We start from the raw sequence: 13,411 nt of genomic DNA, 5'->3' as shown, positions 1-13,411 counted from the left end.
ATCAAGTCGCGGTTGCCGGGCCCGACAGATTCTGCGCAGACTCGATGAGTTCGCTTCTGAGCCTGCGCAGTCGTACCGCCGCATGCATCCGAAAACGATACTCGGGATCGGCGAAGGCACCGCCGGTGAGTTCGCCGATCCGCTCCAGTCGCTGTTGGATGGTGTTCTTGTGGACGTGGAGTTCTCGTGCCGATCCGCTGCCGCTCTCCCCTGTGTCGAAGTACGCGCTCAGGGTGCCGAAGAGGTCTGTTCCCCTGCGTTCATCCCAGGCGACGATCGGTCCGAGCATCTCGGCGATGAACTGCTCAGCTGAACCGGGGTCGGATGACACCAAGGCCTGATACGGAGCGAAGGAGACGGCAGGCACGCTCACACCCTCGACACCAAAGGAGGGAAGGAGCTCCAGGCATCCCGTGACCCTCTCGACGGCTTTGAGAATGCCCGAAGAAGTCACTTCGGAGTGAACGGCGGTCGTGCGGTTGCGGTTCTCAGCTTCGAGGTGCTCGCGCAGGGCCTCAGTGCGCTTCCCTCCATCCGCCGCTGCCCACAGAACTATCAGGTGCTCGCCGCGCATCGCGAACAGGCCAGAATCTCCGATGAGCTGAACGAGGCGTCGAGATCGGCGACTGAGCTCACCGCCGGGCGACCACAGGGCCGACGCCGATTGAAGGGGGCCCGCGAGCGAATTGAGCTCGTCGGCAGGGTCGGCCCGAGCAAGTTCGGTGCCGTCAAGGATGTCGTTGAGGATACGAGACCGCCGGCTCGCACGGGCGCTGTCGACCGCCTCCTGTTTCAACGACAGCAGAGCGGCCACATGCGCCGCGCGTTCGAGCAGTCTGCCCTCGACGTCCCGTCGCTGTCCGGAAGCCACAGGCACTACGATCGCGCCGGTCACGGAATCGGCACCGACGATAGCGACGACGATCCACTCTGTGCCTCCGGCTTTGACCGCGGTGCACCGTCCACTGTCGCGACTCTCAGCGACCGAAGAGGCAAGGAGACGTGGTGGAGGAGCTGACCCGCAGTCGCTCGGCGACGACGACACTCTCCGCAGACGGGCATCGAGCGCGATGACCGGTCGGTTCAGCGCCTGGGCGAGCGTGGCGGTGATCTCCCCGATCGAGCCACCCGCTACGACAGCTGCCGTGAGGGTCTCGTGAACTCTATTCGCGCGTTCCATGTCGGTGACGTGGTCCGCAAGCTCACGATAAGCCTCTTTTGCTCTCTGAGCCGCAAGTTCGCTGTTGCCGAGAAGACGCGCAGAATTGAGCGCCAGCGCGGCGTGGTCGGCAAAGGCCGACAGAAGAGCGATCTGCTCAGGCGTGTATTCGTGGTCGAAGCGATTGCAGGCGAACAGTGCACCGATGATCTCGTCACCGACCATCATCGGAACCCCGAGGAATGAGACTAGGCCCTCTGCCTCAACTGCCGCATCGATGCTCGGATCCCGCGGTGCCGCGATCATCTCTTCGTATCGTGCGACCCACACTGGAGCCCGCGCCTCCACCACCTTGTTCGCCAGTCCTTTTCCGGCTGGAACGAAGAGATCCCTGAAGATCTCGGTGACTGTGCCGACGGAATGTCTGACTCGCATGCCGTCTGCACCGGCTTCCGTCTCGGCGAGATAGGTGACATCGGTGCCGATGAGCTCATGGGCTCTCTGCACCAACCTGCTGAGCACTGTGCCGACGTCGTGGAGCTGGACGAGTTCACGCGCCGTCGCAAGCAGCCCGGTCAGCTCCTGTGAGCGGCGACGAAGATGGGATCTGGTGCTCTGCAGTTGCCCGACTGCATCGGTGACCTGTCTCGATCTCTCGGGGCTGATCCCCTCGGACCGGACTCGATCGTCGAGGGTTCTGAGGGCATCCTGCTGCTCCGAATTCGCAGCTCTGAGGAGTTCGACAACCGTGTCAGTCGAGAGTCGATCGACCTCAGATGACCCGTCATGCGAACCCAGTTGCTCCATAAGCTCATCATAGTTCTCGTGCACCGACATCATCGTCGCCGCAGTCCCTTCAGATCAGCCCCTCTCATGCCCCTCCGGCGGTTGTTTCGTTGCCTCTGTCCTGCTAGGGAACCGAGGAGTTCGCCCCTCGGAGAAGGCTGCCAGACCCTCCTTCGCATCTGGACTCGCGAACGCTTGCTGACCGTAGAGGGCTTCGGCGTGAAAAGCGGCATTCAACGGCATCTCGGACAATTGAGCCGTCGCAGATTTGATGACGGAGAGCGAGGTCCCACTGCATTCGAGCAGCCGGTGTGCAAGTGCGAACGTCTCGTCGAGAAGGTCACCTGCCGGTACCACTCTGTTGACGAGGCCTCGACGTTCAGCGGTCACTGCATCAACTGGCTGCCCTGTGAGCAGCAGCTCCATCGCCCAAGGATAGGGAATCTGCCGGGTGAGGCGGGCCAGAGTTCCTCCTGCAGGAACGACCCCCACACCCGCCTCCGGCAACCCGAAGCGTGCGGTATCTGCAGCAATCCGAAGATCCGTAGAGAGCATGATCTCAAAGCCGCCGCCCAGGCAGAGCCCGTTCACCGCCGCGATGACCGGCTTGAACAGGCGCGAGTGCTTCTGGTGGGCGCCGTCCCACTCGGAGATGTCGAAGCGTTTCTCGGCCAGAGCAGGAATCGATTCTTTCAGGTCGGCACCCACGCAGAACGCCCGATCCCCGGCGCCAGTGAGGATGGCGACTCCGATCGCGGGATCGTCGCGTACCTCGTCAAAGGCATCGGACAGCTCGTCATACATGGACAGTGTGAGCGCGTTGAGCTTCTCCGGGCGGTCGATCGTGATGACTCCCACGCCGTCGGAACGCTCGAGAATGATCCCGCTCATCGGACAGTGCCCTCCGCTCGCATTGCCGCGATACCTTCATCGTCATATCCCGCCAGCTCTCGCAGGACAGCATCGGTGTGCTCTCCCGTCAATGGGGCCAGCGCCCGAGTCAGCGGTGGCGTGCGGCTGAGCTTGATCGGCGAACCGAACATCCGCAGCGGGCCGTGGTCGGGATAGTCGACTTCGACGACCATGTCTCGAGCGGCGATCTGCGGATCGTCGACAACCTCGGCGATGTCCTTGACCGCGCTGAGCGGAAGGGAATCCCCGGCGAGCTCTTCGAGCTCCGTCTTCGTCCTGTCGGCGAACCAATGGTTGACCAGCGGACGCACCTTGCGCTCGTAGACCTCGTCGTCGAACCGTGCGGCCATGGTTGCAAGCTCGGGATCATCTGCCTGATCGGCTGTTCCGAAGGTTTCGCAGCTCAGACGCCAGAATTTGTCGGTGTAACCGCCGAAGAACACGTATCCGTCCTTGCACGGGAAGAGCTCGTAGGGCCGAACAAAGGGATGCTGGTTGCCAAGCGGCTGCGGGACCGTGCCCTCGACGTCATAGGCGACTACCGCATTCTCGGTGAGACTGAGGACTGAATCCTGCTGAGAGATGTCGACGAGCTGACCTTCTCCAGTCGCTTCAGCGTGCCGAAGAGCGGCAAGCGTCCCGATCACCCCATAGAGGCTTGCCGAGAGATCTCCGATGATCGTTCCGACGCGAGTCGGCTGTCCGCCCTTCTCGCCGTTCATCGACCACAGCCCGCCTGTCGCCTGCGCGCTGTTGTCGTAAGCGGGTTTGCGCCGATAGGGGCCGGTCTGCCCGTAGCCGGACAGCGCTGTGTAGATGAGCTTCGGATTGACGGTGCGCAGGTTGTCCCAACCGAGGCCGAGTTTGTCCATCGTGCCTGCGCGGAAGTTCTCGACCAACACGTCTGCCCGTTCAGCAAGTCTGCGCAGCGCCTCCTTGCCCTCCTCATGGCGGAGGTTGAGAGTGAGACCCAGCTTGTTTCTGTTGTACTGCGCGAAGAAGCCGCTCACCGGCTCGCCGGCGTCCCCGGTCCTCAGCTCAGGGGGAAAGCCCCGGGTGTAGTCAGGGTCATCCGGATGCTCGATCTTGATGACTGTCGCACCCAGATCGGCCAGTACCTCCGAGCAGTAAGGGCCGGCAACAACTCGAGTGATGTCGAGCACCACAACTCCGTTGAGCGCCCCAGGGGCTGCGGATTCCTGACGCAGCGCGGTCAGGAGTCGATCAATCTCTGTCATGCTCTCTCCTCTGTCGGTTCGACGAGCACCCTTGCCGAGAGCCGGGTGCCGTATTCGGGGCTGAACAGTTCTTCGATGAGGATGCGTTCGCTCATCGTTGAGCCGGTCAAGTCTGAGGAGCGGTTCGTTTCGCCGCTCTTTGGCATCAAGCCTAGGGTGAAATTGGAGCGTCGAATATATGACGTGGCCACAGGTGCACACCCTTGACTGTGGTCAAATCGACCACACATATTGGTTTCTGCAACGGCCCACCGGAAATAGGCGCTGACAGTAAACGGCTGCGGAGAACGGTACCTGCAGCAGGAGGAGTGAGGCCCTGAGCGCCACCCCTCCTGCTGTATCGGCCGACCGCTCCACCGCCACAGACCGGTCAGCTCCGATAGAGCCCAGGCATCGAGGAGACCAGCTGCCGAGTGTATTCGTTCTCTGGGGTGTCCATGATTGAGTCACCGGCACCCTGCTCGACGATCTTCCCCCGCTCCATCACCGCGATGCGGTGGGATAGGTGGCGGACAACGGCGAGGTTGTGCGAGATGAACAGATAGGTCATTCCAGTGGCATTCTGGATCTCGACGAGGAGGTTGAGGACCTGAGCTTGGACCGAAACGTCGAGCGCCGAGGTCGGCTCATCCAAGACGATGAGCTCCGGCTCGGTGATGATCGCCCTTGCGATCGCGATGCGCTGGCGCTGTCCACCGGAGAATTCGTGTGGCAGGCGGTCGAGCACGTCTCGTTCGAGTCCCACAGATTCCAACGCGTCGGTGGCTCTTTGGTCCCATTCGGCTCGCGGGCTCCTGGCGGACCGCAGAGGTTCGACAAGTGTTCGACGCACCGAGAACCTCGGATCCAGCGAGTCATTCGGGTCCTGGAAGACCATTCGCACCGTTCTCCGGTAGGCCCTCCGTCGTCTCTTCGGAAGGTGGGTGACATCCTGCCCATCCATGAGGATGGATCCCTGAGTCGGTGCATCCATCAGTGTGATGGCGCGAGCGAGGGTGCTCTTCCCACACCCCGATTCTCCAACCAGTCCAAAAGTCTGACCTTGGGGAACCTCCAGAGAGACGCCGTCAAGGGCACGGAACTTGTTCTTGCCGTGGCCGTAGTCTTTGACGAGGTCGATTGCGGCGATCTTCGGCGTACTCTCACTCATGCGTCTTCCAACTCCTGGATGGTCTGCCGTCTGACAGCATCGATGGTTGCCAAGGGCGAACGTGGCGACAATGCTCTGCGCGGAAGGCTCTCGAGCAGAGCTCGTGTGTAAGGGTGCTCGGGTGCATCGAGAACTGCTGCGGCTCGACCACGTTCGACGATTCGTCCCTGGTACATCACCGCCACCCGATCGCATACCTCACTGACTATTCCCAGGTCATGGCTGATGAAAAGAATTCCGATTCCGGTTTCGTCTCGCAGATCACGGAAGATCTTGAGGATCTGTGCCTGGACCGTGACGTCCAGGGCCGTTGTTGCCTCGTCCGCCACCAGCAGCCGTGGTCCAGCCACCATCGCCATCGCAATCACGACTCGTTGTCGCTGACCTCCCGAGAGCTCATGCGGGAATGCACCGATACGTCGCTTGGCATCCGGCATTCTCACCGCTTCGAGCAGTTCGAGAGCGCGCGCGTCTGCCTCCTGCTTGGCCGGATGGCCGTGGATATAGAGCGCCTCGGCAATCTGATCGCCGATCCTCACGCACGGGTTGAGAGCCGTCATCGGTTCCTGGAACACCATGCCGGCATTCCGACCTCGGACTTCGGCCCATTCCGTCTCCTTGGCTCCGATCATGTCCCGACCAGCCACCTCGAGCCTCTCAGCGGCGACCACTGCCGAATCCGGAAGGAGGCCGAGAGCAGCATGGGCGATGCTTGATTTTCCACTGCCGGACTCGCCGATGAGGCCGACTATCTCTGAGCTGCCCACAGTCAGGCTGACGTTGCTGACGACGTTGTTTCCCGAACCGTAGTGCAGGTCCATCCCCTCGATGGCGAGGGCGTCGTTTCCTCCCGTCTGTGCCCGGTTCATTGCGACATCCAAGCGGTGCGCAGCGCAATTCGAGACGTGCTGTAGTCAGTGGAGTAGTCCTTGAGGACGTCTTGATTCCATACTTCGAAGTCCGACGGGACAGCCATTGGAACGATCACGAGTGCCTCCTCGGCAACGTTGTCTGCGAGGTCTTGGATGAGCTGCGCCTTCTTCTCCTCATCGGTTTCCTTCTTCGCTGCAGCCAGCAGCTCCATGGCCTTAGCAGCGTCAGGATTGCCCTTCCACTGATTGAGCGCACCATTCTCTGACAGGAACGAGTCGTAGTAGAAGGTCGGATCCGGCTTGTACGACCAGGGCAGTGAGACCAGGTCGTCGAAGCTCTGTCCCGAAGTGAAGATCGGACTCAGCTCGCTCGTTGATTTCGCTTTGAGGCTGACGTTGATGCCAACGTCCGAGAGCTGCTGCTGCATGAGCTCGTAGATCGGGTGCTGTGATTGGGAGGTGTCTCCGAAGTACGACAGCTCGATGGTGGGGTTGGGAGTCTCAGCCTCTTGGAGCAGCTGTTTGGCCTCGTCCAGATTGCGCTGGTAGTTGGGAGTCCTGTCCGTGACCGCTGGGGCAGCAGGGTCGCCTGCGGGCGCCGCATACGAGACTTCACCGTCACCGTACTGAGCGGTCTTGATGAGCACGTCCCGGTTGAGTGTCAGTGACACCGCCTGCCTGACCTTCTTGTCCTTCAAAGGACCAGATGTCGGGTTGATGAAGATCGGCAGAGCCTGGGTGGAATAGGTCTTGCCCAGCTTCCAGTTGCCGAATGCGGCCTGCTTTGCAGTGACGCCATCGGTGAAGCTCGCAGCGTCGACACTGCCCTGTTGGACCGCTGCCAATCTCGTGCTGTCATCTGGGATGATGCGAAACTCTATTCCATCCAATCTGGGCTGGTCCTTCGCCCAATACTCGTCATTCTTCTCAAACGTCATTGAAACGCCGTCCTGCCAGTCCGTGAGTACAAACGGACCCGTGCCGTAGCTGCGCTTCTCACGGTCTTCCTTGGACGCCTTCGCGTACCCATCGGAGCTGACCATGAGGAACAGCTCCCTGTTGGCCAGAGCGTTGACGAAGGTGCTGTCTGCCTGATTGAGAGTGAGCTCGACGCTGTACTCATCGAGCTTCTTCGCCGATTTCAGACTGGGCAGATATGCGGCTTTGCCTGAGGTCGACTTAATGTACTGCTCGAACGAATAGACGACATCGTCGGCGTCGAAGGCAGATCCGTCTGCGAACTTCACTCCCTCTCGCAGCTGGAAGCGGTAGGTCGTCTCGTCTTCTTGAGAGTAGGACACCGCCAGCTCTGGCTGAATCTTCCCCGCCTCATCCTTCGACAGCAGGGGCTCGTAGGCCTGGTCCATGAGGTGCTGGCCTGCGATGGACGATGCGATCACCGGGTCGATGCCTCCTGCCGGGGGCTGGATCGCAATGGCATATTTCAATGTGCCGCCGTCGGTGGGAGGGCCGTCGGCACTTGTCGATGAGGTGTTCCCGCAGGCTGTCACACCAATGAGCATGGCCGCGGCCGATGTCACGGCAATGGCCGAGCGAATGATTCTCTTCATCGTCGTGTCCTTTCAGATCCGGTCGATACGACGTCTTCGGGTTGATGTGCGGTTACTGTTTCTGTCGAGTCTGTGCGGTCCGTCGTGCCCGCAGGCGACGGAGTCTTCGACTTTCGAAGGATCGTGGGCCCACCTCGTGAACCGGGCAGACCGACATCGACACGGGGCGCAAGGTATTCCTGGGCACCGTCGGCCAGCAGATTCCACGCGATGGCAAGGACGACGATGAGCAACGTGGGCAAGATGACGAGGAGGGGGTCGATCTGCATGAATCTCGTCGATTCACTGATCATCCTTCCCGCCGATGGATTGGGGGCAGGCACTCCCTGTCCCAGGTAGCTCAGCGCAGCCTCGACGAGTACGACGGTCGAGGCCACAGTGGCGAAATTGATGGCGAGCGGAGTGAAGGCGTTCGGAAGGAGGTGGCTGAGCGCGATGCGCACCGGGCCCACCCCGTTCATCTCCGCGGCCCGAACGAAGTCACGTTCTTTGAGGACGAGCACCGGCCCTCTCGTCACTCGGGCGAATGACGGAGCGAAGACGACGCCAAGGGCGAAGACGAGAGGCAGCGGCCCGGTTCCGAAGGCCACGCCCACGATCAGGGCGACCAGAATCGCCGGGATGGAGAGCACAGTGTCGACGATCCGCATGATCACTGAGTCGACCCACCCTCCGGCATAGCCGGCTACCAGGCCGAGAACGGTGCCGACGACTCCGGCGAGCACGGCCGTACCGGCAGAGATGAGGAGGGACAGGCCAGCAGCGATGCCCATTCGCACGAGCAGGTCTCGGCCGACGTGGTCGGTGCCGAGCGGATGCAGTCCCGACGGCAGGAGCAGGGGGTCGCTGACGGTTTCGTTCATCGGAGACGTCGGTGCCAGGAGCATCACCAGCGCCCAGCAGACGAGCAGTCCGATGATGACGGCGCCTGCAATCAACGACGGCGCCTTGCGCAGGCCCGACCGCTTGCGTGCTCGCGGTATCCGGGCAATGCCGGTGTTCGGATTGTTCATGACGCCAGGCTCCTTACGCGTGGATCGATGATCGGGTACATCAGATCGATGACGAAGTTGATGAGCACGTACACACAGCCGATGAGAAGAACACACGCCTGAATCACCGGATAGTCCGAGGATCGAATTGCATCAACGAGCGTCGTACCGAAGCCAGGCAGTGAGAACACGGTTTCAACGACCACCGTCCCGCCCACGAGTGTGCCGAGCTCGATCCCGACCACGGTGGTGACCGGAATGAGTGCATTCCGAAAAGCATGCCGGGTGATAATGCGCCCGGGGAGGGCCCCTTTGGCTCGAGCGGTCTTCACGAAGTCCTGCGAGAAGGTGTCGAGGAGTGTTCCGCGCAGGTAGCGCATGATCACCGCTGCCATCACGACGCCCAGCAGCAGCGCCGGGAGCAGAAAGACGCTCAGATTCCTCACCGGATCCTGTGTGAATGGAACATAGCCGAAGAGCTGAGCCCGCACGGTCAGCGAGTTGAGCAGAAGCAGCACCGTGCCGAGGGCGAATGGTGGGATCGCCAGGAACGCGAAGCTGAGGAATCGACTGCTGGTGTCGAACACACCGTTGATTCGACGAGCCGCCCACAATCCGACGGGGATGCCGATGACCAGACCGATGACCGTGGCCATGATAGCCAGTTCAATGCTCACTGGCAGCCGGCCGACCACGAGCTGCATGACAGTGTAGGGCTTTGTCAGGGACTGACCGAAGTCCCCTTGGAGGACACCGCCGATCCACGAGAAGTACTGGATCCAGAACGGTCGGTCCAGGCCGAGCTCGTGGCGCAGAGAGGCGATCACTGCTGGGTCGGGATTGTTCTGGTCAACCAAAGCAGCGACGGGATCACCCGGAATGGCTCGCACCATCGCGAACACCATGAGCGACAGGAGGAAGAGAACGAAGAGTGAGGAACCAACCCGTTTGATCAGGTAGTGGAGCACGACTGGCCTCTCCTTCGACTCATGAGCGGAGTCCGGGCGGCAGAGTCGCCACCGCGGTCAAGCACTCGCTCGCGGGCCCTTCCCGGGGACTTCTCGGACGTGCACAAACGAAAAGTGAACATTCTGTACTATCACACTTTCTTTCTGTACTGAATCATTGATTGTGAACTGTAGCACATTGGAATTTCTGCGGTGTTTCATCCGCACACTGATGTCGAAGAGGCGCACGAGAGCACGGATCACGCTCTCCGGGTCGACTCGGGCTGAGCCTGGTCATCCCGAAGCGAGCCCGGTCAACTCGGGGCGAGCGGATTCGTGCGAGAGTCCTCGCCCATGTCGACCGCGATGGCGCGGGTGCGCCCAATGTCGCCGTCGATTGCTGCCAGAGGTGTCATATCGGATTCCTGTCTCATCTTTGAGATCGTTGGGTCGGCCACACGCGAATCGTCACGCAGCAAGATCGACCGTAGGACGAATGAACACCGATGGGTATGTGGAATAGCCACAGACACGCCTGCCCGCTCATAGGAACACGACCACTCGCCGCCAGCAGCGCCACAGTGGAAAACTCGGGGTGACATCGGCGTGCACACCATTTACACACGTCATCGCAGTGGGATAGAACTGGTCTATGTCCTACCTCAACGGCGAGGCCTCCCACTGGCTGTCGCAGTCCCCCGCCGAGACCACCGCCCTTTCCCCACTTCCCGCAGAAAAACAAGATCTTGTCATCGTCGGCGGCGGTATGACCGGGCTGTGGTCCGCCTACTATGCCCGGCAAGCCCACCCCGACTGGCAGATCACCATCATCGAAGCCAAGCACATCGGCTTCGGCGCCTCGGGTCGCAACGGTGGGTGGCTCTCGACTCTGTTACCCGGCAACCGGGCCAAGTACGCCGAGGCCGTCGACCGTGCCCGAGCCACAGACTCCACGGGACCGGTGGGCTCGGCAGACCAGGACGGGGTGGAATCGGTGAAGTCGTTCCAGTCGGCGCTGTTCGACTCGATCGACGAAGTCCTCGAGGTGCTCGACCGGGAGACCATCGACGCCCACCAGATACGCGGCGGCCACATCGACATCGCGCAGACCGAAGCGGGTATGGCGAGAGTCCACGAACTCTTCGATGCCAACCAGAAGTACGGCTATGGCCTACAAGACATGGAACTCCTCGGTGCGGAGGAGACACGGACACGCATCAGGGTCGATGGCGCCCAGGGCAGTGTGTTCGTCCCGGGCACGGCCCGCATTGACCCGGCCCTTCTGGCCCAGGGACTCGCCCGTGTGCTCCGGGCTCAGGGAGTGACGATCTGCGAAGACACGACCGCCGGCCACATCGGCAAAGGCGTCGTGTCGACGAATCGCGGCCCGGTCACCGGGCACACGATCTTCGTGTGCCTCGAGGGCTACTCGGACACCGTCCGCGGCGACCTGCCGGGGTTGGAAGGACGCCAGGTCATTCCCGTGTTCTCGTCGATGATCGCGACCAACCCGCTCCCCGCCTCGGCGTGGGAGGACATCGGTTGGCACGGCAGGGAATGTCTGGGCGATACCGCGCACACCTTCATCTACGCTCAGCGCACTGATGACGACCGGATTGCCCTGGGCGGGCGCGGGGCGCCGTACTCATTCGGCTCGGGACTGCCCGGTCAGGGGCAGGTTCCCACCGAGGTGGTCGACCTGCTGCGCACCCGCTTGGGTTCGCTGTTCCCCGAGCTCGACTTCGAGGTGGCCCATGCGTGGCGGGGCGCGCTCGGAGTGACCCGGGACTGGTGTGCCGGGGTCTTCTTCGACAACAGTCAGCGCATCGGTGTCGCCCGCGGCTACGCCGGCCACGGTGTCACGGCGACACATCTGGCGGCGAAGACCCTGATCGACCGGGCAGCGGGCGTCTCGACTCCTCTGACCGCCCTGCCGTGGAACGACCACTATTCGGGACAGTGGGAACCGGAGCCGATCCGATGGCTGGGCATCCGCTCGATGTACAAGATCCTCAACTTCGCCGACGACTGGGAACGCATCACCGGCGCAAAGAAGACGAGTCTGCTCGCGCAGTTCGGCTCACGGCTGGCCGGACTGCACGAGTAGCGACATCATTGATCCTCGCCGTGAAGCAGTTCACCGCCGATGACGGTCGCCGAGGCAGTGATCGTAGAGATCTCAGGAGAGTCAACTGCAAGGATGTCCTGGCTCAGGGAGACGAAGTCGGCGAGCGCTCCGACCTGCAGAGCCCCGACCTCGTTCTCCCGATCGACGGCATAGGCGGATCCATAGGTGTAGGCCCGAAGCGCCTCGGCAATCGTCACCTTCTCGCTGGGTGCGAAGTCCGCTCCCGAGGAGGTCTTTCGGTTGACGAGGTCGTGCATGGACACGAAGGGGTTCGCATCGGAGACGGGCGAATCAGTCGAACCAGGCACGACGATTCCGGCGTCGAGAAGGGACCTCATGCGGTAGGTGCCTTGGGAGCGTTCGGCACCGATGGAGGAGAGGATCCCGTCGCCGAATTCGGAGATGAAGACGCCCTGCGGAACGGGAATGACACCCAGATCGGCGGCGCGTTTGACCTGCTTATCGGTGGCGATCGCGAAATGCTCGATGCGGTGTCTGACCGTCCTCGGTGAGTCCGCGAGCGCGGCGGCGATTCCGTCGAGAGCATGGTCGATCGCCCGGTCGCCGATGGCATGAGTGGCCACAGTCCAGCCGGCCCGATGGTAGGCCGGGATGATCGTCAGCAGCTCTTCGGGTTCGACGACCATGAGTCCCCGGTTCGCGATCTCCCCGCAGTAACATTCGTGCACGGCAGCGGACCGGCCGATGAGTGAGCCGTCGGAGACGATCTTGACCGGGCCGAACCGCAGGCGTTCGTCGCCGAAGCCGGTGCGAATACCCAGGTCGAGTGTCTTCATGCCATCGGCATTGAGCTCGAGTTCGTGAAGGACCTGGTGGAAGGGCATGACCGTCATGCGCGGTCGCAGGACGTTCTCGGCAATGGCCGTCTGGTAGATGTTGAGGACCGGGGAATTGATGCCCGTCGCTCCACCGACAAGGATCCCGGGCTCGGTGAGACTGGTCAGCCCGTATTCGAGGGACTGCTGGGAGGCCAGGCGCAGGGCATTGATCGATTCCGCCTCGGTGACCTTTGCCGCTTCGAATTGGATCGGCTCACCGGCGGTCTCCTGCAGCAGGCCTTCGGCACGTCCCTCACCGTCGCGGACGACCCGTCCGCCGGGGATGTCCGCATAGTTCCTTCGCCCCGTGGCACCGACGCGTTCGAACGCCGCCGTGTTCGCGACGATCATGTGGTGCGAGACATGTTCGATGATCGCCGGGCGCCCACCGGTGACCTTGTCCAGGCCTTCGGCGGTGGGATGTCCGCCGAGGCGGTTCTGATCGTAGCCGCTGCCCCGCACCCAGGCGCCGGCGGGCAGTGACTGCGCCCGCTTCGCCAATGCCGAATAGAGTTCGTCGAGGTTCGTGACGGCTGGGTAGCGCAGGTCGACGTTGGCGAGCTGTTCACCCGTGCCCATCGTGTGGTGGTGGGCGTCATGGAGACCAGGGATGACACGTGCGTTTCCGAAGCTGAACTCCTCCCTCGCGCTCAGACCGTCCACCTCGTCGATGGCGATGATTCGACCGTTGTGGACGGCCACGGTCTTCGCTTCCGGCCGTTCGGGATCACCTGTCCAGAAACGTCCGTGCCAGATGCTGTCGATCTTCATTCCTGCCCTGCCTTTTTCATTTGACGCACTGTCGGCGCAGATTTCG

10 protein-coding genes are annotated in these 13,411 nt (G+C 62.1%); 1 reads left to right on the top strand and 9 read right to left on the bottom strand.

What is annotated here, in order from left to right; translation table 11 throughout:
• Position 1: 1 nt before the first annotated feature.
• From INT40_RS15585 to INT40_RS15550, 8 genes are all read right to left on the bottom strand, one after another.
• Positions 2–1,966: a helix-turn-helix domain-containing protein gene (locus INT40_RS15585; protein WP_193096469.1), complete on the bottom strand. Its 1,965-nt coding sequence runs from the start codon at positions 1,964–1,966 to the stop codon at positions 2–4.
• 54 nt (positions 1,967–2,020) lie between these two features.
• The gene (locus tag INT40_RS15580; protein ID WP_193096468.1) at positions 2,021–2,836 is read right to left on the bottom strand and encodes an enoyl-CoA hydratase/isomerase family protein; all 816 of its coding nucleotides are present in this window, start codon (positions 2,834–2,836) and stop codon (positions 2,021–2,023) included.
• Complete coding sequence (locus INT40_RS15575) at positions 2,833–4,095, bottom strand: CaiB/BaiF CoA transferase family protein (protein WP_193096467.1); 1,263 nt, start codon at positions 4,093–4,095, stop codon at positions 2,833–2,835. The genes INT40_RS15580 and INT40_RS15575 overlap by 4 nt, the downstream gene beginning before the upstream one ends.
• Positions 4,096–4,465: 370 nt before the next feature.
• Positions 4,466–5,245: a dipeptide/oligopeptide/nickel ABC transporter ATP-binding protein gene (locus tag INT40_RS15570; protein WP_193096466.1), complete on the bottom strand. Its 780-nt coding sequence runs from the start codon at positions 5,243–5,245 to the stop codon at positions 4,466–4,468.
• Positions 5,242–6,114, bottom strand: coding sequence for an ABC transporter ATP-binding protein (locus INT40_RS15565; RefSeq protein ID WP_193096465.1), 873 nt, complete (start codon positions 6,112–6,114; stop codon positions 5,242–5,244). Before INT40_RS15565 ends, INT40_RS15570 begins: the two co-directional genes overlap by 4 nt.
• The gene (locus INT40_RS15560) at positions 6,111–7,688 is read right to left on the bottom strand and encodes an ABC transporter substrate-binding protein (protein ID WP_193096464.1); all 1,578 of its coding nucleotides are present in this window, start codon (positions 7,686–7,688) and stop codon (positions 6,111–6,113) included. Before INT40_RS15560 ends, INT40_RS15565 begins: the two co-directional genes overlap by 4 nt.
• Positions 7,685–8,701 (bottom strand): ABC transporter permease, encoded by a 1,017-nt coding sequence (locus tag INT40_RS15555; RefSeq protein ID WP_193096463.1) that lies wholly within the window; start codon positions 8,699–8,701, stop codon positions 7,685–7,687. The genes INT40_RS15560 and INT40_RS15555 overlap by 4 nt, the downstream gene beginning before the upstream one ends.
• Positions 8,698–9,648, bottom strand: coding sequence for an ABC transporter permease (locus INT40_RS15550; protein ID WP_193096462.1), 951 nt, complete (start codon positions 9,646–9,648; stop codon positions 8,698–8,700). The genes INT40_RS15555 and INT40_RS15550 overlap by 4 nt, the downstream gene beginning before the upstream one ends.
• A 631-nt stretch (positions 9,649–10,279) precedes the next feature.
• Between INT40_RS15550 and INT40_RS15545 the strand changes: the two genes are divergently transcribed.
• On the top strand, positions 10,280–11,734 hold the full coding sequence (locus INT40_RS15545; protein WP_193096461.1) for an NAD(P)/FAD-dependent oxidoreductase: 1,455 nt from the start codon (positions 10,280–10,282) through the stop codon (positions 11,732–11,734).
• Between the two features lie 5 nt (positions 11,735–11,739).
• On the opposite strand, the gene INT40_RS15540 is transcribed toward INT40_RS15545, so the two are convergent.
• Positions 11,740–13,365, bottom strand: coding sequence for an amidohydrolase (locus tag INT40_RS15540; RefSeq protein ID WP_193096460.1), 1,626 nt, complete (start codon positions 13,363–13,365; stop codon positions 11,740–11,742).
• Positions 13,366–13,411: the final 46 nt, after the last annotated feature.

The organism is Brevibacterium sp. FME17 (genome assembly GCF_014897515.1).
Classification (GTDB): Bacteria; Actinomycetota; Actinomycetes; order Actinomycetales; family Brevibacteriaceae; genus Brevibacterium.
This window is presented reverse-complemented; position numbering and strand designations above follow the sequence as displayed.